Source organism: Streptomyces sp. NPDC001868, assembly GCF_040297125.1.
Classification (GTDB): Bacteria; Actinomycetota; Actinomycetes; order Streptomycetales; family Streptomycetaceae; genus Streptomyces.
This window is the reverse complement of record NZ_JBEOYO010000011.1, coordinates 65,864-87,943: the sequence shown is the minus strand read 5'-3', so window position 1 is coordinate 87,943 and position 22,080 is coordinate 65,864. Positions and strand designations below refer to the sequence as shown.

Genomic DNA, 22,080 nt, shown 5'->3' with positions numbered 1-22,080 from the left:
GGGTCCGCGGGCCCGGGCGGCGGTGTCTCGACCCCGCCGCCCGGGACTGTCGGCCTGTGATCAGCCGCCGACCTGCTGGTTGTAGCCGTCCACGATGTTCTGCAGGGCCTTGTCGGCCGACTGCTCGCCGTTGATCGCCTTGCCGAGCTCCGCCTTGGTCGGGTCGTCGGCGAGGCTCTTGCCCTTCAGCACCCAGTTCGTCTGCGCGCTGTTGAAGTAGCCGGAGATGGGGTCGTACAGCGGGATCGACTCGTTGTAGAGCTTGAACGCCGCCTGCGCCGCCTCGGACTTGAAGGGGTACTTCGGGGTCAGACCGGTCTCGACCGGCAGGAAGCCGGAGGCCTCGCACAGCGCCTGGTAGTGGTCGGGCTCGTACAGCCAGGACAGGAACTTCTTCGCGGCGCCGGCCGCGTCGGCGTTGTTGTTGAAGCCGACCGTCATGCCGCCACTGTTGACGTCACTGGCCTGCACCGGCTGGGCGGGGGTCGGGACGCTCGCCCACTCGAACTTCGTGATGCTCTCCGCGTAGGCGGCGACCTGCCACACGCCGGACCAGTAGGCGACGACGTCACCGCTCTGGAACATGGCCGACGGGTCGGCGCCGCTGGTCCACACCGACTTCGGCATGGTCTTGTCGTCGTTCCATCCGACGAAGGTGTTCACGGCCTTCTTGGTCGCCGCGTCCACCGAGAACTTGCCGGAGTCGTCGGCGTGGACGTACTTCCCGCCCATCTCGTACACCATGGCGCGCAGCCGGGACGGGGACTGGTCGAAGGTCAGGGAGTACTTCGCCTTGGTCTTCTCCCGGACCTCGTTCGCCGCCTTGATGAACTCGTCCCAGGTCCAGGTCTTGTCGGGCGAGGTCGGGTAGTCGACGCCGGCCTTCTCGAAGAGCGACTTGTTGATGAACATGCCGGACGCGGTGACGTCCGAGGGGATGGACAGCACCTTCCCGGACGAGTCCTTGGCGACGAAGTTGGCGTTGATCTTGTTCGTCTTGTTGTTGGCGATGTCGCTGAGGTCGATCAGCTTGTTCGACCAGATCGGGTCCAGCGCCGGCACGGCCGCCACGTCGGGCAGCGAGTTCGCCTGCGCGGAGTTGCGCAGCTTCGTCGCGTAGCCGTCGTAGGGGATGTTGACGAGCTTGACCTTGACGCCGGTCTCCTTCTCGTACTGCGCCACCATCTTCTTCCAGCCCGCGTCCTGCCCCGGAACCGTGGAGATCCAGAACGTCAGCGACTTGGAGGTACCGCCCGAGTCGGAGCCGCCTCCGCAGGCGGAGAGCAGCAGGGCGGCCGCCGAGACACCGGCAGCGAGGGGAGCCAGGCGGCGCATACCGCCGCGGCCGAGTCGGCGGGAGCGCCGCACACCCACAGTGGTCATCTTCGATCCCTTTTTTTCGGTAGGGGACGGAGCACGGCGCCGACCGAGGCGGCACGGGTGCATTTTGCAGGAAAGCTGCTTTCCGGGGGGCACGGCCTCGCCCGGCCGCGTCGTCCACGCGGGGCGGGATCCCCGGCCGTTCTGGCCGTCACCGCACGGGCACGCCCTCGTGCGGTTGCCGTACGTCGAGTACGGGCGGGAGGCTCGCCCCAAGCCGGCGTCCCGGCCGACTTAGAAAGCGCTTGTCCGGACATTGGCAGATGCCGGTGGAGTCCGTCAATGCTTCACCACCGCCCCTCCGGTCACGGTTTGGATTCCCCGGGCCACGGCCAGACGGCTGGCCCCCACGACGGTGCCGCTGTCGCCGAGCGCGCTGCTCACGACCTCGGTGGGCCAGCTCAGCCGGGCCAGTTCCGCGCGTACGCCGGGCAGCAGCCGGGGCTTGGAGCCGACGGCGCCGCCCAGCACGATCAGGCCCGGGTCCAGGACGGCGGTGGCCGCGGCGGCGAGTCTGCCCACGTCGGCGGCGTGCCGGCCGACGACCGCGGCGGCCGTGGTGTGTCCGGCGTCGGCCAGCGCGAACAGCCCGTCGACGGTGTCGGGGCACGGGTCGTCCAGGCCCCGCCAGGCACCCTCGGCCCGGCGCAGCAGGGAGCCCGCTCCTATGTGCGCCTCCAGGCCCTCGTGGCGCGGTTCCCGGTCGGCGTCCCACGGGTAGGGCAGCCGGGCCACCTCACCGGCGGCGCCGTTCGCGCCGCGCAGCACCTGGCCGCCGATGACGACACCGAGGCCGATACCGACGCCGATCCGCAGATAGCCGAAGGTGTCCCGGCCCCGGGCGGCGCCCTCGTGCAGTTCGGCCAGGGCGGCGCAGTTCACGTTGTTCTCGACGTGGACGGGCACTCCGGGCGGGAGCGCCACGGTCAGGGCGTCGAAGATGGGGCCCGCCTTGGCGGTGGCGGGGCGCACGGCCGTGCCCTCCCGGCTCTGGGTGGTGACGTCGCCGACGGCCACGACGATGGCGCGCAGCGGCGCGCCGGCCGACAGCCCCGCGAGGGCGTCCGCGACCACGTCGACGGTGTCCGCCCGCAGTCCGGTGCCCTCGGCGAGCAGGGTGCCGTCCAGGGCGCAGACCCGGACCCGGGTGACGCTGGGGCCGAGGTCGACGGCGAGGACGGCGCCGGCGGCGGGTCCCAGATCGTATACGGCCGCTGACCTGCCGGTTCCGCCGTTGAGGGTGCCGGAGCGGGCGGCGAGACCGGCGGCCTCCAGCTCCGCCACGGCGGTGGAGACCGTCGGCTTGGAAAGGCGTGCCCCGGTGGCCAGTTGGGGGCGAGTGGCGGTGCTCGACGCGGCCAGTACGGCGAAGACAGCGCGGGCGCTCTCGCTCAGTTGCATGCTCTCCCCAGTCGTGCCGTGATCATCCAGCCGCACGGTCGTGCGGTATCCGGGTCCGAACCCTTGACGCACCCTTATTCGTTAGTTAATTTCCTAACGAAGTCAAGCGGTACTCGCCTGCCGCTCCCGCAGAGGCCCGTCCCGGGGCTTCCCTAGCACCCCCCACAGACTCTGTGTGTCCAGGCACGGTTTCGCCCAGCCGTCGCTGCGCCCTCGCAACGCAACGACGAAAGAAGCCTCACGTGCAGGACTCACGGCCCGTCGCGGTCGGTATCGACGTGGGCGGCACCAAGACCCATCTCCGCGCTGTCGCGGGGACGGACTCCGTCGCCGATCACATCCGTACGAGCCGCGGCTGGCGGCCGCACGACCCCGCGGCCGCGACCGCATGGCTGGCCACGCTGGTCGGGGAGGTGCTGCCCGCGCACATCCGCCCGTCCGCCGTGGCTGTCGGCGCCCATGCCTGCGAGACGCCCCGGCAGTGCGAGGGGATACGTCTCGCTCTCCAGGAACGGCTTCAGGTGCCGTGCCTGGTGGTGGGGGACGCCGAGCTGCTGGCGCCCGCCGCCGGTTTCGACCGCGGGGTGGGCCTGGTCGCGGGCACCGGTTCGGTGGCCGTCGGCCGGTCCGCCGACGGTGCCCCGGTGCAGGTCGGCGGCTGGGGCGCGGTCCTCGGTGACGAGGGCGGTGCCGCCGGTCTGGTCCGTGAGGCGGCCCGTGCCGTGTGGGCGGCGCACGACCGGGGCGAGGCCCCCGACGCGCTCGCCGACCGGCTCACCGCCGCCTTCCGGGTGAGCGAAGTCCCGGCTCTCGGCGGGGCGTTGGAGTCCGCCACGGATGTGTCCGCCGACTGGGGCCGGCACGCGCCCGCGGTGTTCGAGGCGGCCGAGGAAGGCTCTCTTCTCGCCCAGCGGGTGATCGCCGAGGGGGGTCGCGCCCTCGGCGCGCTCGTGGCACGGCTCGCCGCCCGCGGAGTTCCCGTCGACGACGTGGTGGTGGCCGGCGGCACGATCCTCTCCCGACCCGCCCTGTACTCGGCATTCGCCGAAGCACTCCTCGACGCTGTACCGTCCGCGCGACCGCATGTGCTCCAAGTGCCGCCGGTCGAAGGGGCGTTGGCACTCTCACGAACTCTCCTCCGACCGGTCACCCGCTGATCACCCTCCGGTCGCCGACCGGACACCGACCGGTCATTCGTCAACCCCACGCTCACCCCGCAACCGCTGATCACACCGCGAAAGGAGCGGCGCTCCATGCCGTCATCTGCCGGGCACCACAGACTCAACCGCCGTGTCTTCCTCAAGAGCTCCCTCGGCGTCTCGGCCGGCCTGATCGCCGCTCCGACCCTCGCGACCATGTGGCAGGCCTCCGCGGCCGAGGAGAAGGCGGCGACCGCCTTCACCCCGTTCGTGGACGACTACACCACCAACATCACGGCGAACCAGACCCCCGAGACCAACGCCGTGGTCCGCGCGCTCGGCGGCTTCGCCGAGATCTGGAAGACCGGCGGCGCCTGGAACACCGGCACCCCGCTGCTCCCGGAGATCCTGCGCGCCAACATGCGCTACTGCGCCCGCCTCACCGGCCGCCGTACGGAGGCGCAGGCCCGCGAGGCGTTCGTCTACGACCGGCAGCACCAGAGCTACGCCATGATCAACGCGCTCGGCCCGCTGGCCGAGCTGTACCGCTCGGGCGCCAAGGCGGTCACCTCGATCACCGCCGCCCCCGACGGCATCCCGGCCGCCAAGATCAACGACGCCGTGCCCGCCGACGCGCCCGCCGGCTCCGCGCTGGGCGCCGGCTCGTACGACTCGGACCTCGGCCAGGTGGCCAGGCTCGTCGACACCGTGCGCGGCCCGTTCGCCTCGGGCAACCCCGCCAAGTTCACGTTCCAGTACCCGCGCCCCTGGCGGATGAACGAGGACAGCGAGGTCGTCGACACCGGTAAGAAGGACGAACTCGGGTTCCCGGTCTACGAGTCCGACGTCATCGTCGTGAAGCAGCTGCTGCGGCAGCGCGGCGAGAACCCGGCCGAGGACGGCGGTTTCCCCAGCGGCCACACCAACGCCTTCCACCTGGCGGCACTCGCGTTCGCGTACGCGGTCCCGGAGCGCTTCCAGGAGATCGTGACCCGCGCCTTCGAGCTGAGCCACACCCGGATCATGTCCGGTATGCACTCCACGGTCGACGTCCTCGGCGGCCGGGTCATGGCCACCGCGCTGGCCGCCGCCGCGCTCGCCGACCCGAAGAACGCCGCGCTCAAGGCCGCCGCGCGCAAGCAGGCCGCCGAGTACTTCCAGGCGAAGACGGGCACCACCGCCGACACGCTGTTCGCCCACGCGCACTCGGACGCCGACGACCCGTACGGCGACCGCAGGGCCAACCTGCGCGTGGTCGAGCCGAAGCTGACGTACGTGCTGACCCGGCGCGGCAGGTCCACGGACCTGACCGTGCCGAAGGGCGCCGAGGTCCTGCTGGAGACCCGGCTGCCGTACCTGGACGCGGAGCAGCGGCGCGAGGTGCTGCGCACGACCGCGCTGCCCTCCGGCTATGTCCTGCTGGACGGCTGGGAGCAGTGGGGCCGCCTCAACCTGTTCGCGGCGGCGGACGGCTACGGCGCCCTCGACACGGATGTCACCGTCACCCTGGACGCCGCGCTCGGCGGTTTCCACGCGGCCGACACCTGGCGCAACGACCTCGACGGCGCGGGCCGCCTCGTCAAGAAGGGCAGCGGCACGCTGACGCTGGCCGGCGCCAACGCGTACACGGGCGGCACCGTCGTCGAGGCCGGTGTCCTCGCGGCGGGCTCCAAGGAGGCCTTCGGCCGGGGTGACGTCCGGGTCGAGGGCGGCACGCTCGCCACGGGCGACCACACCGTCCGGATCCGCGGCGGCTACGTCCAGGCCGGTGCGCTCGATGTGACGCTGGACCGGGGCGACGCCCCGGCCCTCGTGGTGGACGGCCGCGCGGTCCTGGAGCGGGGCAGCGAGCTGGTGGTCCGCTTCGACGCCGACCAGGCGCCGCGTCCCGGCAGCACGGTCGCGGTCATCGGGGCCCGGTCCCTGCAGGGCCGGTTCGCCGAGGTCTCGGTGGCCGTCGAGGGCTGGACGGCCGAGCAGGTCTTCACCTCGCGCGGTGTCTCGGTGCGCCTGCGCAAGAAGTGACGTCGTAGTTCGCGGGGCTGTCGGGGGTGGCGCGAGCCGCCCCCGACAGCCGTTCACAGACTCGGCGGCAGGGCCTGTTCGGCCCAGATGGTCTTGCCCGCGCCGCTCGGGCGGCTGCCCCAGCGGTCGGTGAGCTGGGCGACCAGGAGCAGGCCGCGGCCTCCCTCGTCGAACTGGCGGGCCCGGCGCAGATGGGGTGAGGTGCTGCTGGCGTCGGAGACCTCGCAGATGAGGGTGCGGTCGCGGATCAGGCGCAGTTGGATGGGGGCGCCGCCGTAGCGGATGGCGTTGGTGACGAGTTCGCTGACGACGAGTTCGGTGACGAAGGCGGCCTCCTCCAGGCCCCAGCGGGTGAGCTGGTCCGTGGCGAGCTTGCGGGCGTTGGCGACCAGCGCCGGGTCGTCGGTGAGGTTCCAGACGGCCACCTGTTCGGCGTCGAGGGCGCGGGTGCGGGCGAGCAGCAGGGCCACGTCGTCGGCCGGGGTCTCGGGCAGCAGTGCCTTCAGTACGGCGTCGCAGGCGCTCTCCAGATCGCCCACCGGCCCGCCCAGCGCGGCGCACAGGGCGGCGGTGCCGGTGTCGACGTCACGGTCGCGGGCCTCGACCAGACCGTCGGTGTAGAGGGCGAGGACCGAGCCCTCGGGCAGGGCCAGCTCCGTCGCCTCGAACGGGAGTCCGCCGACACCGAGCATCGGCCCCGCCACCACCTCGACGACCTCCACACCGCCGTCGGGCCGCACCACCACGGGCGGCACATGCCCGGCCGAGGCGATCGAGCAGCTGCGGTCCACCGGGTCGTACACCGCGTACAGACAGGTCGCGCCGATCTCGCCGTCACCCGTGCCGTCACCGGCCGCGAGATGCTCGACGAGGTCGTCCAGATGGGTGAGGAGCTCGTCCGGCGGCAGGTCGACGTCGGCGAGCGCCCACACCGCCGTGCGCAGCCGGCCCATGGTGACGGAGGCGTGGATGCCGTGGCCGACGACGTCCCCGACGACCAGGGCCACCCGGGTCCCGGACAGCGGGATCACGTCGAACCAGTCGCCGCCCACCCCGGCCTGCGACAGCGCGGGCAGATACCGGGAGGCGAACTCGACGGCCGCCTGTCCGGCGACCGTCTTCGGCAGCAGGCTGCGCTGGAGCGCCAGCGCGGTGGTGCGTTCCTTGGTGTAGCGGCGGGCGTTGTCCACGCAGACCGCCGCCCGGCTGGAGAGCTCCTCCGCGAGCGCCACGTCGTCCTGGTCGAAGGCGTCGGGGTGCTCGGGCGTCAGGACACGGACGAAGACGGCCACGCCGAGGGTGGTGCCGCGCGCGACCAGCGGTACGGCCATCAGGGACAGGTCGTGCTGCTCGGCCTCCCGGAGCTTGGCGGAGCGGGCGCCGTGCCCCGCGAACCACGAGTCGAGGGAGTGGTCGCCGGTGCGGGTGAGGACGGGCTCGCCGGTGAGCAGGGCGCGGGCGGGCGGCGAGGCGGGCGGGTACACATCGGCGGCGCCCAGGGCGATCGCCGCCTCCGGGACACCGGGCGTACCGGAGTGGTGGGCGGCCCGGCGCAGTTCCACACCGCCGTCCCCGGGCACCGTCTCGGGTTCCTCGCCCCGCAGGACCGACTCCAGGAGGTCGACGCTGACGAAGTCGGCGAGCCGGGGGACGACCAGTTCGGCGAGTTCGCGGGCGGTCTGGGCGACGTCGAGTCGGGTGCCGATGGACCCGGCGGCCTCGTTCAGCAGGGCGAGGCGCTGGCGGGCCCAGAACTGCTCGCTGCTGTCGAACCCGGCGAGCGCGGTGCCGATCAGTCCGCCGGAGCGGTCCCGCAGGGGCCACATCTCGAAGCTCCAGGCGTGCATCCGGCGGCCGGACGGCGACCTGGTCCAGCTCTCGTAGTGGACCGGCCGCCCGGTCTCGGCCACGATCTCCAGATGGCGCAGGAAGCCCCGGCTGTGCTCGGCGTCCTCCACGGTGTCGGGGAAGTACTGGTGCCGGAACTCCTCCTCGGGCTGGCCCATGACCTGGCACGCCCAGTCGTTCATCCGCAGATAGCGCTGCCCGGTGTCGAAGATCGACATGGACATCGACGCCTGCTTGAAGGCCAGCTCGCCGAGGCCCCGCTCGCTCTGGTCGGGGGTCGCCTGGACGACGAACCGCCGTCCCTCGCCCGCCCCGCCCCGCAGCGGGCAGATCCGCAGCGCCACCTTCTGCCGCCGGCCGTCCCGGTAGCGCAGGTCCACGACCGCGTCCCCGTACGTCAGCAGCGTCCGCCACACCGCCGCCGCGTCCCCGTCGACGAGGTCCGCCGCCGGCCGCCCGGTGACGTCCCCGGCGGTGTACCCGGTGAGCCGCCGGGCCCCCTCGCTCCACCCCGCGACGAGGCCGCGCGCGTCGACCACCGCCATCGCCTCACCGGCCGTGGCGGCCCGCGACGCTCCGGACGCCTTCGTCACCATATGGCCAGGATGGTCCGTCCCAGGCGGGGCAACAACCCGGATACACCGGTGACGTACCGGGGGTGGAGCCCCGCCACGGGACTAGAGCGGGGTGCGGGATTCGAGGTCCTGGCGGGTGTCGTTGCCGTAGACGCCCGTTTCGTCGCCCCGGATTCCGTACCAGAGCTGGAAGCGCGCCACCGCCTCCTTCAGTACGGCGTCGTACTCGCCCGAGGTGGAGCCGTTGTCGTACACGTTCGGGATACGGAGCAGCCGTTGCTGGAGTTCGGAGACCTCGGCGCCGCTGTCGCCCTCGCGCAGGGTGCCGGCGCCGTCCGGGTCGACGGCGTCGTTCTGGGCGGGGGCGGGGGCGGAGGCCGCGGGTGCCGACGGGGTCGGGGGCGGGGTGACGGTGCGCGCCTCCTTCTCCGTGTCGCCGCCGGGCAGCAGGAGCGCGGCGCCGAAGCCGAGAAGGGCCGCCGCGCCGACACCCACGACGACCGCCGCGCGCTTCAGGCCCGAGCCGCCGCCGGGCACCGCGCGCCGCCGCTGCCGCCGCTCACCGCGCGGGACCGTGTCGGAGCCGAAGTCCTCGCCGACCATGACCGGCGGCAGTTCCTCGGTCTCGTACTCCGTCCGGGGCAGGATCCGCTCGGGGGCGGGCTTCGGTTCCGGCGCGGGCGGCGGAGGCGGGGCCGGCCTCGGCGTGGGCGTCGGTGGGACGGCGACGGTCTCGTACTCGTCGTTCGTTGTGTCCGTCCCCTTGTACTGCTCGAACTCACGCAGCAGCTCGGCCAGGGCCTCGGTCCTGCGCCGGCGCATGACGTAGGTCGGCTCGATCGTGGGACGCTTCGCCGTCCGGCCCGGTTCGGGCGGTTTCGACACGCTGTTCTCCTTCCGTGCACGCGGTCTCCCGCCATCCCCGAGAGGAGATACGGGAAGCCGGGCCGGGAGGTTCAGCTCACCGGGCGGCCGGCGGCGCGGCCGGGAGCACGGCGACGACCTCCCAGCCGGGTCCGTCCTCGCGCGGCCTGGCCAGGATCCGGCCGCCGAGCGCGGTGACGCGTTCGGTGAGACCGACAAGACCGAAGCCGCCGCCCCGGGCCGCCTCCGGCAGCCGGACGCCGCCGCGCCCGTCGTCGCGCACCGAGACCTCCAGGTCACCGCGGGCGTAGCGGAGGGCGACGGTGACCTCAGTGGCGTCGGCGGCGTGCCGGCGGACGTTCGTCAGGGCCTCCTGCACCACCCGGAACGCGGCGGCCTGCACCTCGTGCGGCAGGGCGTCGGGGACGGAGGGGTCGCGGCGGAGCACGGCCGCGCGTCCGTCGACGCCGCCGACCCCGTCGAAACCGCGCACCAGTTCGTCGATGCCCGCCAGATCGCCGACCGGGCGCCGGTCGGCGGCCCCGGCCCCGGCCGCGTCGTCGTCGTGATCGCGCAGTACGCCGACCGTGCGGCGCATCGACGCCAGCGCCTCGGTCGCGGCCCGCTCGATGGCCGCGAGGACGGGGTCGAGCCTCCCCCAGACTTCGTCCGGGGGTACCCCCATCTCGCTTCGCTCGGGTTCGGTGGTCGCCATCATCCGCGCGACCTGCGTCTGGACCAGGATCCCGGTGACATGGTGGGCGACGAAGTCGTGCAGGTCGGCGGCCATGGCGAGGCGTTCCGACCGGCGGGTCTCGGTGACGACCTGGGTGCGGCGGTGGTCCAGGGTGCGCAGGTAGGCGGCGATGGCGGCCGTGACCCCCGCGATCAGTGTCTGTACCGCCGCGACGCCGAGGATGCTGGAGTCCGGCTCGACGGCGTAGTACGGCAGCGGCAGCGCGAGCAGCACGAGACCGTCGAGGAGTCCGCAGGCCAGGGCCCAGCCGGGCGGGCAGGTACGGACGGCGATCACCAGCAGGCACAGCAGCACGACCGCCTGGCCGGGGCCGAAGCCGCCCTTGTGGTGGGTCACCAGCAGGGTCACCACATTGGCCAGGGCGGCGAGGGCGGGGGCTGCGGTCCGCACCTGCGGGGTGAGCCACGCGGGCCGGCGGTGCTCGGGCCACAGCAGCGCCGCGAGGCCGACGGCCAGGGCGAGCAGGTGCAGCCACAGATGGGCCGTGTCCTCCTCCGTCCCGAGGACGAGGAAGTCGGCCACGCAGGCCAGGAGCAGGACCACGATCCCGCCGACGCGTACACAGCCCGGCCTGGCGGGACGCACCGGCCGTCCGGGGGCACCGCCCGCGGGTTCCTTGGTGTCGAGCACGAGGTTCACCCGGATCACAGTAGGCAGCCCCGCCGTCCCCGGTATCGGCCGTACGGCTGAGGCGGCGGATCCGGCGGGCCGTGAACCCTGGCCGTTCGGCCGAGGCGGGCGCCTCCGCCGCCGGGAGAGGTTGGGTGCCGCAACACCATCCCTCTTCCTCTCTCCACCAGGAGCACCTCATGGAACGCAAGCCCCTCCTCATCACCGGCGCCGCGGTGGCGGCCGTGGCCGTCGGCGGCGGAGCCCTCACCTACGCGATGAGCGGTACGGAGTCGACCACCGGGCTCGACAAGTTCAACACCGTGACCGTGGACGGCCGGAAGGCGCTCAGCGGGAACATCGTCGCGGGTCGCACCGAGTCGAAGTACAGCCCGCTGCCCTGGATCGGCGGCGAGACGTCCGACCTCAAGTGCCCCGACCTCAAGGCCGTGGCCGGCGCGAAGGTGACGTGCACCGCGAAGGACGGCGACGGCAAGGACCTCTCCATCCCCGTCACCGTCGTCAAGGCCGACGCCTCCAGCGTCACCTGGACGTTCGAGCGCGCCTAGTCCGACCGGAAAGGACCCGTCATCCTCATGAGCACCGTCCTGGCCGGCAACGGCCTCGTCAAGAAGTACGGCCCCACCGCCGCCCTGGCCGGCGTGGACGTGGCGGTCGCCGAGCGCGAGTCCCTCGCCATCATGGGCCCCTCCGGCTCGGGCAAGTCGACCCTGCTGCACACCCTCGCCGGGATCATCCGCCCCGACGACGGCCAGGTGCTGCTGCGCGGCGAACGCGTCGACCACTGGGGGGAGAACAGGCTCAGCGCCCTGCGCCGCAAGCGCTTCGGATTCGTCTTCCAGTTCGGCCAGCTGCTGCCCGAGCTGCCCGCCGAGGAGAACGTCGCCCTCCCCCTGATGCTGGAGGGCGTGCCCCGCCGCGAGGCGGTGAAGCGGGCCCGCCGCTGGTTCGCCCCGCTGGGCCTCGCAGGCCTGGAGCACCGCCGCCCCGGCCAGCTCTCGGGCGGCCAGGCCCAGCGCGTCGCCATCGCCCGCGCCCTCGCCGTGGAACCCGACGTCGTCTTCGCCGACGAGCCCACCGGCGCCCTCGACCAGTCCACCGGCGAGGAGGTCATCCGCCTCCTCACCTCGGTCACCCGCGAACAGGGCGCCTCCCTGGTCATGGTCACCCACGACGCGGAGGTCGCCGCCCACTGCGACCGCGTCGTGCAGGTGAGGGACGGCCGCATAGCCGGCTACAGCCAGTACACGGTGGCCTGACCGAAGACCCCCGGCCCGCCCATCCAGGGGCGCGGGGCCGTGTCGATATGCGGCTCCGCCGCGTGGGCGCGACAAGCCACGACCGACGCGCACCAGCCGTCCAACCGATCCGACCGAGCTCTCAGGCACCCGAAAACCCCCGGAGACAAAGAGAATGCGCTCCCCCGTCCTCCCCCTCACCTGGCACCTGGCCCGCGCCTCCGGCAGGCGCGGCCTGCAGAGCCACCTCCTCTCCGCCGCGGCCGCCGCGGCCGGCGCCCTCGTCCTCCTGACCCTCCTCGCCGCCTACCTCGGCGCCGGCACCCGAGCCGACCGCACGGCCTGGCGCACCCCCGACGCCGTGGCGGCGGAACAGGCCACCGCCGTCCAGACCCTCGGCACGACCTACGTGGACCACCGCCCCGTCACCGTCGTCTCCCTGGCCCAACTCCCCAACCGCCCCGCGACCCCCGCCCCACCCGGTCTGGACCGCTTCCCGGCCCCCGGCCGCACCTACCTCTCCCCGGCCCTGGCGAAGCTGATGCGCGAGCTGCCCGCCGGGCAACTCGCGAACCGTTTCCCCACCGGCACCGACCACGGCACGGTCACCGAGGCCGGTCTCGCCGCCCCCGAGGAACTCGTCGCCGTCATCGGCCGCACCCCCACCGACCCCGCGATCACCCGGGCCGCCGAGGGCAGCGCGCTGGACACCCTCGCCGCCCGCGCCCGCGTGAACGGCTTCACCGGGACCCGACCCAGCATGTTCACCTCGTTCGACCAGCAGGCCGCGGTGCTCGGCGGCGGCCTCCTCGTCGTCCCCGTGGTCGTGCTGGCCTCGGCCGCCGGACGTCTCGGTGCCGCCCGCCGTGAGCAGCGGCTCGCGGCGCTGCGTCTGGCGGGAGCGACACCTCGGCAGATCCTGGCGATGACCGGCGCCGAGTCGGCGGCGGTGGGTCTGGCCGGCGGTTTCCTCGGCGCGGTCGCGTACACCCTGCTGCTGCCGGTCCTCGCGCGGGTGCCGTACGGCATCGGCACCTGGTACACCGGGCAGTTGTGGGTCGGTGTGGCCTGGCTGCTCACGGTGGTGGCGGTCGTTGCCGTGCTCACCTCGGTCAGCGCCATGACGACACTGCGCGGGGTGGCCCGCTCCCCGCTGGGCGTCGCCCAGCAGGCCGATCCGCGCCGGACGAAGCTGATCCGCCTGGTGCTGTTCGTCGCCGTCGGGCTGTATGTGACGGTGACCGCCCACGGCGGCGGGCTGGACACGGGCCAGTCACTGGCGCTGATCGTGCTGGTGTACGGGGCGTTCTGGACCCTCGGCCCCTGGGTCGTCGACATGCTGGGCCGGCTGCTGAGCCGCTTCGCGCGCCGCCCGGCGACACTGCTCGCCGCGCGCCGGCTCAGCGACGATCCGCGCGGTGCCTGGCGCACGGTCAGCGGTCTGGTGCTCGCGGGGCTCGTCGCCGGGTTCTTCACCGTGGGGCAGGTCGGCATCGTGGGCTACGACTATCCGGGCCAGGTGGCGGTCCGCGCCGAGCACGGCGACCCGCGCGAACTCGCCGTACGCGCAAGGGAGTTGCTCGCCGAGGCGAAGGTGAGAGCGACCGTGGAGACGGTGGACACCGAGGTGTGGGACGGGATCCTGAGCGGCGACAAGGGTGTCGTGGTCCATGTGCGCGGCGGCCAGGAGCAGGTGGACACCGCGTCGACCGCGCTGTCGGACCTCTCCCCCGGCAACCTGCCCTTCACCCAGGACTACGTCAACGCCGATGGCGACATCACGACCCGGCTCATCGGTGAGATGGGGCTCGCGGTGCTGGGTCTGGGCTTCCTGGTCGCCGCCGCCTCCGCCGGGCTCACCGCGGCGGCCACGGTGCTCGACCGGCGCCGGGTGTACGGGCTGCTGCGGCTGGCCGGTACGCCGCTGAAGGTGCTGGACCGGGCGCGGACGCGGGAGACCGCGCTGCCGCTGGTGGTCCTCGCCGGCGGTACGACGGCGACCGGGATCTACGCCGGGATGAAGGTCAACGAGATGTTCCACCTGGAGCCGGACGCGTCGGGCGCCGTACGCCTCGCCCTCTGCGTCGGCCTCGGCGCCGTCACCATGTTCGCGGCGCTCGCCGGGAGCAGGCCGCTGCTGCGGAAGGTGACGGCGGAGCGCACCCAGGACCCCGACTGACACACCGCGACTGGCACCCCCGCACACCGCGACGGACGCACCCCCGTCGCTCCCTCCCCCTCCTCCCTTCCTCATATCTCCCGTCTCCCTCAGGCATGATGCGCCCATGAACGACCGCAGCCCGATCCGGGTCCTGATCGCCGACGACCAGGACATGGTCCGCACCGGCTTCCGTTTCTTCCTCGACGCGCAGCCCGACATCACGGTGGTCGCCGAGGCGGCCGACGGCGAGAGCGCCGTGCGGCTGGCCCGGGAGGTGCGGCCCGATGTGTGTCTGCTGGACATCCGGATGCCCAAGCTGGACGGCCTGGAGGCGACCCGGCTGCTGGCCGGTCCGGGGGTGGCCGATCCGCTGCGGGTGGTCGTGGTGACGACGTTCGACCTCGACGAGTACGTCTACGGGGCGTTGCGCGGCGGCGCCTGCGGGTTCCTGCTCAAGGACTCCGGGCCGACCCTGCTGGCCGAGGCCGTACGGGCGGCGGCGGTGGGCGACTCGCTGGTGTCGCCGTCGGTGACGGTCCGGCTCCTCAAGCACGTCACGGCGGAGAAGGAGGCCGCTCCCGGGCCCGAAGTACCGCGCCCCCAGGAGCCGTTGACCGACCGTGAGCTCGATGTCGTACGGCTGGTCGCGCTGGGGCACACGAACGCCGAGATCGCCGCGTCGATGTTCGTGTCCCTGTCCACGGTGAAGACCCACCTCGGGAGCATCCAGCTCAAGCTCGCCGCCCGGAACCGGGTGGAGATCGCGGCGTGGGCCTGGCGGACGGGGCACGCGGGCGACCGTTCGTGACGGTCCGCGCGCGCCCGACGGAGGCTCAGTCGGTCAGGGTGACGCGGATGCCGACCGTGCCGTCGGCGCCCCGGCGCAGCCGACTGCCGAGGAGGGTGAGGCGGCCCATGACGCCGTACTTGCGGGCGATGAGCCCGCGGTAGGCGGCGGAGCCGGCCGCGTCGAGGATCTCGGCGCGGGCGGGGACGGAGTCGCCGGTGGGCCTGCCGCGCACGTCGCAGGGGCCGACGAGGACGTCGGCGCGGTTCCGGATGCGCTTGACCTTCCAGGAGTCCGCGACCGTCCAGATGCCGAGCGCGTCCCCGTCCCGGACCACCCACACGGGCGTCGGGACGGCGGTGCCGTTCTTGCGGTAGGTGGTGATCAGCAGGTAGCTGCCCGCGCCGAGCGCGTCGAGCGTGGTGTCGTCGGCCATGGCGGGAGTCTAGGTCCAGGTGTACGGCCGCCGGCGGGAACCGGCCGCCGTACCCCCGGGAACGAACGGTGGAGCGGCGTCAGTCGAGGAGCCCGTCGTAGTCGGGCAGCTTGTACGTCCGCTCGGCGTGGCCGCCGACGAGGTCGGTGGTGTTGTTGCCGACATTGGCGATGATCTTGTAGCCGTCGGACTCGATGTCCGCGCGCGAGGCGGTCTTGTACGCGGAGACCTCGGCGAACAGATCGGGCAGGTCACGCACGTAGAGGCCGTCGACGGGGTAGCCGACGCTCTCCAGGTTCCACTCGGTGACGCTCTCGATGATGCCGGGGCGGGCGGTGACGAAGAAGACGGCCACCCCACGGGACTTGGCGTACTTGGCCAGTGCCAGGGAGGGCTTCAGCGCCGGGGTGGGGAGCTTGTACCAGGGCGTGTAGTGCGTCTCCAGCGTCGTGTTGTCGATGTCGAAGACGATGGCGAGCTTCTGCCCCGAGGAGTTCGCGGTGCGCTGCTGTATGTAGGGAGTGGCCGTGTCGATGACGGCCTTCACGTCCGTCTGCCAGGTCGCGTAGTCCACCTCGGCGGCAGCGGCCGCGCCGACCGCGGCCTCGCTCGGCGCGGCGACGGCCGGAACCGCGGCGGTCATCGAAGCGCCCAGACCCAGGACGGCCACCGCGGCGACCGTCGTGACGCGGCGTCCCACACCGCTTGCTGTCATGTTCGTCCCCTTTTTTCTCATGTGAAAGCGGCGAGGTCGTCATGACCTTCGCCGCGCTCGTCATGGTCATGCCCATTGGTGGCCGGGAGACTACCTAAAAGTTACTGATTAGTAGAGGGGTCTCGACGAACGTTGTTCGGCGGCTTCGCGGGGGCTCTCGCGCACGGCCGGACGGCGCTCGGGACCACCGGACGAACCCGGCTCCTGTGAAGATCGCCGAAGTGGAGGCGAACACCGACCGACGGGTCTACATTGCCCGTTGGATGAAGCACCTTCACAGAAGAGCGCAGGAGTTGACGCCGTGACGGACAACCCGGCAGCCTCGGACTTCCCCTCGTCGTCGCTGAACAGCCGCATCGTCACCACGCGGCCGGCCGCGGCGCGGATCTGGAACTACTGGCTCGGCGGCGGGGACTACTACGAGGTCGACCGGAAGGCCGGGGACGAGATACGCCGGCTGCATCCGCGCATCGAGGACTACGCCCGCGCGGACCGGCAGTTCCTGAGGCGGGCCGTGCGCCATCTGACCGCCGACGTGGGGATCCGGCAGTTCCTGGACATCGGCGCCGGGCTGCCGACCGCGGAGAACACCCACGAGGTCGCCCAGGACATCGCCCCGGACGCCCGGATCGTCTACGTCGACAACGACCCGCTGGTCCTGGTGCACGCCCGCGCCCTGCTGACGAGCTCGCCCGAGGGGTGCACGGACCACGTCGACGAGGATCTGCGCAACGTCGAATCGATCCTCGAACACGCGGCGCACACCCTGGACCTGACCCGGCCCGTCGCGCTGCTGCTGCTCGACGTGCTGGCCTTCATCCGGGACGACGAGGACCCGAACGGCATCGTGCGCCGCCTGATGGACGCCCTGCCCAGCGGCAGTCATCTGGTGCTGTCGCACACCATCACCGGCCCGGAGTGGCCGGACGTGGACATCGCGGCCGCCTGGTGGAACGAGCACGGCATCCCGTCGCTGACCCAGCGCACACCGGAGGTCATCGCCGGGTTCTTCGACGGCCTCGACGTCCTCGAACCGGGCATCGTCTCGTGCACCCGCTGGCGGCCGGAGACCACCGGCGACCCCGCTTCCGGGGAACCGGCGGAAGTCCCCATGTACTGCGGAGTGGGAGGCAAGCGTTGACGACGATCGAGTGGGTCCGGCTCCAACTGGACGTCACCGACTTCGACCTGGCACGTTTCCAGCCGTACGTCGACAAGTGCCGTACCTCCGGCATCCGGCTGACGACCCTCTCCGAGCTCGGCGACACCCCGGAACACCGCCGGGAGTTGTATGAACTCAACAAGGAGTGCTCGGCGGACATCCCGGGGCGCGGCGCCTTCTTCGCGTACGACGAGTACCACCGGCTCCGCTTCGAGGTGCCCGCCTACGATCCGCGCGGGGTCGTGCTGGCCCTCGACGGCGACCGGTGGATCGGCATGGCGGCCACCTCGGACCGCCGGAGGTCCGGATTCGTGTTCAACGAGATGACCGGCGTACGGGCCCACCACCGGGGCCGGGGCATCTCGGTGGCCATGAAGACCTTCGGCATCGGGTTCGCCGGGATCTGCGGCGTGAGCACCGTCCGTACGGTGCACCATCCGGCCAACACCCGCGCGATCGCCATGAACCGGACGTTGGGATACGTCGACGCCGACCGGTGAACACGTGCCGTCCACGGCACGTATGAAAGGAAGGGCGCTCAAGGACCGGACGCCCTCGCGGTGTTGACACCGTGTCGGACGGGGTTCGGGAGCCAGGCAATGAGGCACGCACGACGGCGCGTCGTGAAGCGGGTGGCGCGGCTGACGGCCGCCGGTGGACTGATCTGCGGGGCCCTGATGGTCACGCAGGCGGCGATGGCGACCGAACCCGCCGTCACCCCGCCCGCGGACCGAAGCGCGGTGTTCGCCGCGTCCGACACCGGAACCGGGCTGGTGACCGAGCTCGGTTCCGAGCGTACGGCGGGCTCCTGGATCGCCGAGGACGGCGAGCCGGTCGTCGCGGTCACCGACGAGAAGACCGCCGCCGAGGTCAAGCGGGCGGGTGCCCGGCCCAAGATGGTCGAGTACAGCGGCGACGACCTCAAGTCCGCGACGGAGGCGCTGCGTTCGGCGCCCCGGGTGCCGGGCACCTCGTGGGCCATCGACCCCTCGTCCAACGAGGTCGTGGTGCGCGCCGACAGCACGGTCTCCAAGAAGGACTGGGCGAGCCTGACCGACCTCGCCGAGGAGATCGGCGGGTCCGTGCGGATGGAGCGCACCGAGGGCGCGTACACGATGCGACTCAACGGCGCCCAGCCCATCTTCGGCACGGGCGGCCGCTGTTCGATCGGCTTCAACGTGACCGACGGCGAGAACGACTTCATGCTGACCGCCGGGCACTGCGGTCCCTCCGGTTCCGTCTGGTTCGCCGACAACCAGGGCCAGCAGGAGATCGGCCGGACGACCGAGACGAACTTCCCCGGCGCCGACTACTCGCTCGTCCAGTACCTCCAGGACGCGCCGAGCAACAAGACCAACGTCGTCTCGGTCGGCGACGGCCGAGGCGTGCGCATCACCTCCGTCGGCGAGGCGACGGTCGGCCAGCGGGTCTTCCGCAGCGGCAGCACCAGCGGCTTCCGCAACGGCGAGGTGACCGGCCTGGACGCCACGGTCAACTACCCCGAGGGCACGGTCAGCGGTCTCATCGAGACCACGGTCTGCGCCGAGCCGGGCGACAGCGGCGGCCCGATGTTCTCCGAGGGTGTGGCCCTGGGGGTGACCTCGGGCGGCAACGGCGACTGCGAGCAGGGCGGTACGACGTTCTTCCAGCCGCTGTCCGACACCCTCGACGAGCTCGGTGTCCGGCTCAACGGCCTGCCCCAGTCCGCCGCCCAGCCCACCGCCGCGGCCGACGGTTCCTCGGACGACGACTCCCAGGGCGCCGCCGCCCCCGGCGCGGCCGAACCGGGCTCCGTGGAACCCGTCGAGTCCATCGGCGCCGCCTCCGACCTCATCGACCGCCTCGCCGACCCCCGCAACGTCGGCCCCGGCCTCCTGGTCATCGCCGGCAGCATGGTCGCCCTAGCGGCAACCCGCTTCATCCGCACGGAACAGGACAGGCAGGCATACCGCCGCCAGTACTCACAGAGTTGGAGTTAGGGGTTCGCTCCACGCCCGGTGATCCGCGCCCCGTCAAGGGGCGCGGGGAACCGTGCGCTCAGCCCCCACGGGCCCGCGGCCGACGAACTACGAGGCGGCGGCCCACTCAAGAACAAGCCGCTCGTACTCGCTCCGCTGCTCCCTGTTCAACGTCCCACCACTCCGGAACCAGAGCGCCCGGATCTCCTCGTTGACCTCGGCGGCCGTTCGCGCCGGTACTTCCGCTCTTTCCAGGACGACATCAGGGGTAGTGGACATGGTGTAAACCATATGTCCTCGAACGTGAAGCCGATGTGAGTAAAGGTCCCACTTCAGACATTACGGACCGTGAAGCTGATCACTCTGCGTTTATGGCTCCATGGTCCCGAGCACGAGCACCTGAATGGCCAGCACGGCGGCCCCGCGCGCCCAGTCATGGAAGTCGGAGACCTTCGTCTCCAGCGGGACGGGCGCGGCCAGCGGATGCCGGTTGGCACGGACGGCCCTCTCCACCGACTCCCCCGCCACCTCCATCAGCCCGACGCCTTCGCCGGCGAGCAGGATCTTCTGCGGCATGACGAAGTTGGAGATCTGGGCCACGAGCGTGCCCAGGGCGCGCCCGGCCTCGCCGATGACGCGCGCGCGCATCGGATCGCCCGCCGCCGCGCCCGCGAGGATCTCCTCGTACGTCACCGCGCGCCCGGTCGCCGCCTGGACCTGGTGGCGGATGCTGGGGATGCTCAGCATCGAGACGGCGCTGCCGCGTTCGCCGTCGGGGGTGAGCGGGCCGGTGGGGTCCACGATCCAGTGGCGGCCGAAGCCCCGGTCCTCCTCGGCGCAGGACACCCGCCGGCCACCCAGGACGAGCCCGTAGCCGACGCCCGCGCCGATGGTGAGGACGACGAACCGGTCCAGGCCACGTCCCGCGCCGAACCAGGTCTCGGCCTCGACGAGCGCGGCGACGTCGTTCTCGACGACCACCGGCAGTCCGGTGCGCTCCTCGACGAGCTCGGCCAGGGGCACGTCGCGCCAGGACAGGAAGGGTGATTCCCCGACCACCGCCCGGTGCTCGACGAGGCCGCCGACCCCGATGCCGATACCGGCGAGGGAGGGATGGGCACGGGCCAGCTCGCCGGCCATCTCCGCGAGCAGGTCGGCGACCCGCTCCGGCTCGTGCGTGGTGAGCGGGCGGTCGTGGCGGGTGACGATCTCGCTCCGGAGCGTGGTGACCACGCCGTAGACCATGTCGTCGGTGATCTTGAAGCCGACGAAGGTGCTGGACTCGGCGACGATGTCCAGCGGCTGCGACGGGCGCCCCTGACGCGCTTCGGGCAGTGCGGTGCCCTCGGCGGCCTCGATCAGCAGCCCCGCCTCGATCAGCGGTTTGGTCAGCCGGGTGAGGCTGCCCGCGGACAGGCCGAGGCGCCGGGCGAGTTCCGTGCGCGAGAGCGGGCCGTGCACGAGCACCTCGATCGCCACCGCGCGTTCCCCGGGACTGAGCGGCAGCCAGCTGGCAGCGAGTGCGGTCATGAGGGTCAGACTCCCACACCGTGTTTCTTCCGTCATGGAAACAATAGACCCGCTCCAGATCCGTCTTCACCCTCCCCAAAGGATGTCCGCACGCCTCTTGACGCCATAATTCTTTTGCGGCAAAAGTAAGTGCGGCACTGTCGCCGACGAGGGAGCCCCCATGACCGTCGCCTCCAGCAGCCAACCGTCCCGGGGTGGCGACGGCGTCCTGGCCGCCGTGTTCATCGCTCCCGCGATGCTGGGCTTCCTGGCGTTCCTGCTCTGGCCGACCCTGCGGGGCATCTATCTGAGCTTCACCCGCTTCAACCTGCTCACCCCGGCGGAGTGGGTGGGCCTCGACAACTACGTCCGCATGGTCAACGACCCCATCTTCTGGAGCTCGTTGGGGGTCACGGTCGAGTACGTGGTCATCAACATCGGTGTGCAGACGGTCGCGGCGCTCGCCGTCGCCGTACTCCTGCAACGGCTCACGCAGTCCGCCGTGCTGCGCGGGATCGTGCTCACGCCGTATCTGATGTCCAATGTCGTCGCCGGTCTGGTGTGGCTGTGGATCCTCGACACCCAGCTCGGCATCGGCAACGAGATCATCGGGGCCCTGGGCGCCGACCGCATCCCCTTCCTCGCCGACGAGACCTGGGCCGTCCCGACCATCGCCCTGATCAACGTGTGGCGGCACGTCGGCTACACCGCGCTGCTGATCTTCGCCGGTCTCCAGGCGATCCCGGGACAACGTGAAGGTGTACGGCCTGGCCGGCAACGGCGGCGGTTACGCCGACGGGCAGACCCAGTGGAGCCCCTTCACCGGCTCGGCCGGGTGGAGCTACACGGACAAGGCGCGCTGGGGCACGAAGTACCAGTACGACAGCGAGACCTTCCAGTCCGTGGTCAAGTGGTACTTCGGCCTGGCGGAGAAGGGCTACATGGTCCCGTTCTCCGACTACAACGTGCAGTCCAACCAGGCCAACACCCAGGTCGCCGCGGGCAAGGCCGCCGCCACCTTCGACGGCGCCTGGATGATCTCCACCTACGACGGCTTCAAGGGCATGGACATCGCCGCCGCCGTCACCCCGGCCGGCCCGACCGGCAAGCGCGCCACCATGATGAACGGCCTCGCCGACTCCATCACCAGGGCCTCCAAGAACAAGGCGGGCGCCCGGAAGTGGGTGGCGTATCTCGCCTCGGACAAGTGCCAGACCGTCGTCGGCCGGTACGGGGTCGTCTTCCCCGCCACTCCGGCCGGCACCGACGCCGCCGTCGCCGCGTACGAGAAGAAGGGCATCGACGTGTCGGCGTTCACCGAACCGGTCGCCGACAAGCAGGGCTTCCGGACCTTCTCCTACCCGATCACCAACTACGCGGCGGACGTCACCGCGCTCATGCAGCCCGCGATGGAGGACATCTACGGCAACGGGGCGCCGGTGAGCGGCCTCGACGAGACCAACGACCAGATCAACCTCATCCTCTCGCAGTGATA

At 71.9% G+C, this 22,080-nt stretch carries 18 protein-coding genes and 2 pseudogenes; 11 read left to right on the top strand and 9 right to left on the bottom strand.

The genetic code is table 11. The features are described from left to right. Positions 1-60 precede the first annotated feature (60 nt). Both ABT147_RS15925 and ABT147_RS15920 read right to left on the bottom strand, forming a co-directional pair. A complete protein-coding gene (locus tag ABT147_RS15925) occupies positions 61-1,383 on the bottom strand; it encodes an extracellular solute-binding protein (RefSeq protein WP_351406148.1) in 1,323 nt (440 codons plus the stop codon). A 276-nt stretch (positions 1,384-1,659) separates the two neighbouring features. Further along, a complete protein-coding gene (locus ABT147_RS15920; RefSeq protein ID WP_351406146.1) occupies positions 1,660-2,781 on the bottom strand; it encodes an ROK family protein in 1,122 nt (373 codons plus the stop codon). Positions 2,782-3,023: 242 nt separating this feature from the next. Here ABT147_RS15920 and ABT147_RS15915 point away from each other — a divergent pair, with 242 nt between their 5' ends. Further along, the gene (locus ABT147_RS15915; RefSeq protein WP_351406144.1) at positions 3,024-3,938 is read left to right on the top strand and encodes a BadF/BadG/BcrA/BcrD ATPase family protein; all 915 of its coding nucleotides are present in this window, start codon (positions 3,024-3,026) and stop codon (positions 3,936-3,938) included. A 96-nt stretch (positions 3,939-4,034) separates the two neighbouring features. Beyond that, positions 4,035-5,945, top strand: a complete 1,911-nt coding sequence (locus ABT147_RS15910) for a phosphatase PAP2 family protein (RefSeq protein ID WP_351406141.1) — start codon at positions 4,035-4,037, stop codon at positions 5,943-5,945. Positions 5,946-5,998: 53 nt separating this feature from the next. Here ABT147_RS15910 and ABT147_RS15905 read toward each other — a convergent pair whose 3' ends face one another. The 3 genes from ABT147_RS15905 to ABT147_RS15895 form a co-directional block, all read right to left on the bottom strand. Next, positions 5,999-8,389, bottom strand: coding sequence for a SpoIIE family protein phosphatase (locus tag ABT147_RS15905; protein WP_351406139.1), 2,391 nt, complete (start codon positions 8,387-8,389; stop codon positions 5,999-6,001). 81 nt (positions 8,390-8,470) lie between these two features. Next, on the bottom strand, positions 8,471-9,253 hold the full coding sequence (locus ABT147_RS15900) for a peptidoglycan-binding domain-containing protein (protein ID WP_351406136.1): 783 nt from the start codon (positions 9,251-9,253) through the stop codon (positions 8,471-8,473). Positions 9,254-9,329: 76 nt separating this feature from the next. Further along, entirely contained in the window at positions 9,330-10,628 is a 1,299-nt protein-coding gene (locus ABT147_RS15895; protein WP_351406134.1) for a sensor histidine kinase, read from the bottom strand. Between the two features lie 170 nt (positions 10,629-10,798). Here ABT147_RS15895 and ABT147_RS15890 point away from each other — a divergent pair, with 170 nt between their 5' ends. The 4 genes from ABT147_RS15890 (at position 10,799) to ABT147_RS15875 (ending at position 14,826) form a co-directional block, all read left to right on the top strand. Beyond that, positions 10,799-11,167, top strand: coding sequence for a hypothetical protein (locus ABT147_RS15890; RefSeq protein WP_351406132.1), 369 nt, complete (start codon positions 10,799-10,801; stop codon positions 11,165-11,167). A gap of 27 nt (positions 11,168-11,194) precedes the next feature. Next, positions 11,195-11,878 (top strand): ABC transporter ATP-binding protein, encoded by a 684-nt coding sequence (locus ABT147_RS15885; RefSeq protein WP_351406129.1) that lies wholly within the window; start codon positions 11,195-11,197, stop codon positions 11,876-11,878. Between the two features lie 154 nt (positions 11,879-12,032). Beyond that, a complete protein-coding gene (locus tag ABT147_RS15880) occupies positions 12,033-14,036 on the top strand; it encodes an FtsX-like permease family protein (protein WP_351406127.1) in 2,004 nt (667 codons plus the stop codon). A 106-nt stretch (positions 14,037-14,142) separates the two neighbouring features. Continuing rightward, positions 14,143-14,826 (top strand): response regulator, encoded by a 684-nt coding sequence (locus tag ABT147_RS15875; protein WP_351406125.1) that lies wholly within the window; start codon positions 14,143-14,145, stop codon positions 14,824-14,826. Positions 14,827-14,851: 25 nt separating this feature from the next. On the opposite strand, the gene ABT147_RS15870 is transcribed toward ABT147_RS15875, so the two are convergent. Both ABT147_RS15870 and ABT147_RS15865 read right to left on the bottom strand, forming a co-directional pair. Continuing rightward, positions 14,852-15,241: a PPOX class F420-dependent oxidoreductase gene (locus tag ABT147_RS15870; RefSeq protein ID WP_351406123.1), complete on the bottom strand. Its 390-nt coding sequence runs from the start codon at positions 15,239-15,241 to the stop codon at positions 14,852-14,854. 79 nt (positions 15,242-15,320) lie between these two features. Then, positions 15,321-15,956, bottom strand: coding sequence for an HAD family acid phosphatase (locus ABT147_RS15865; RefSeq protein ID WP_351406121.1), 636 nt, complete (start codon positions 15,954-15,956; stop codon positions 15,321-15,323). A 301-nt stretch (positions 15,957-16,257) separates the two neighbouring features. Between ABT147_RS15865 and ABT147_RS15860 the strand changes: the two genes are divergently transcribed. The 3 genes from ABT147_RS15860 (at position 16,258) to ABT147_RS15850 (ending at position 19,097) form a co-directional block, all read left to right on the top strand. After that, entirely contained in the window at positions 16,258-17,097 is an 840-nt protein-coding gene (locus ABT147_RS15860; RefSeq protein WP_351406119.1) for an SAM-dependent methyltransferase, read from the top strand. Then, positions 17,094-17,618 (top strand): GNAT family N-acetyltransferase, encoded by a 525-nt coding sequence (locus ABT147_RS15855; protein ID WP_351406117.1) that lies wholly within the window; start codon positions 17,094-17,096, stop codon positions 17,616-17,618. Before ABT147_RS15860 ends, ABT147_RS15855 begins: the two co-directional genes overlap by 4 nt. A 99-nt stretch (positions 17,619-17,717) precedes the next feature. Then, positions 17,718-19,097 carry a S1 family peptidase gene (locus ABT147_RS15850; RefSeq protein ID WP_351406115.1) on the top strand — a complete coding sequence of 460 codons (1,380 nt, stop codon included), beginning with the start codon at positions 17,718-17,720 and terminating at the stop codon, positions 19,095-19,097. Positions 19,098-19,184: 87 nt separating this feature from the next. Here ABT147_RS15850 and ABT147_RS15845 read toward each other — a convergent pair whose 3' ends face one another. Both ABT147_RS15845 and ABT147_RS15840 read right to left on the bottom strand, forming a co-directional pair. Continuing rightward, positions 19,185-19,367: a hypothetical protein gene (locus ABT147_RS15845; RefSeq protein WP_020115084.1), complete on the bottom strand. Its 183-nt coding sequence runs from the start codon at positions 19,365-19,367 to the stop codon at positions 19,185-19,187. 78 nt (positions 19,368-19,445) lie between these two features. Then, positions 19,446-20,606, bottom strand: a complete 1,161-nt coding sequence (locus tag ABT147_RS15840) for an ROK family protein (protein WP_351406113.1) — start codon at positions 20,604-20,606, stop codon at positions 19,446-19,448. A 160-nt stretch (positions 20,607-20,766) separates the two neighbouring features. Here ABT147_RS15840 and ABT147_RS15835 point away from each other — a divergent pair. Then, positions 20,767-21,330, top strand: a pseudogene (locus ABT147_RS15835) (carbohydrate ABC transporter permease); the annotation flags it as partial. Further along, a pseudogene (locus ABT147_RS15830) lies at positions 21,329-22,078 on the top strand (extracellular solute-binding protein); the annotation flags it as partial. The pseudogenes ABT147_RS15835 and ABT147_RS15830, both read left to right, overlap by 2 nt. Between the last annotated feature and the right edge of the window lie 2 nt (positions 22,079-22,080).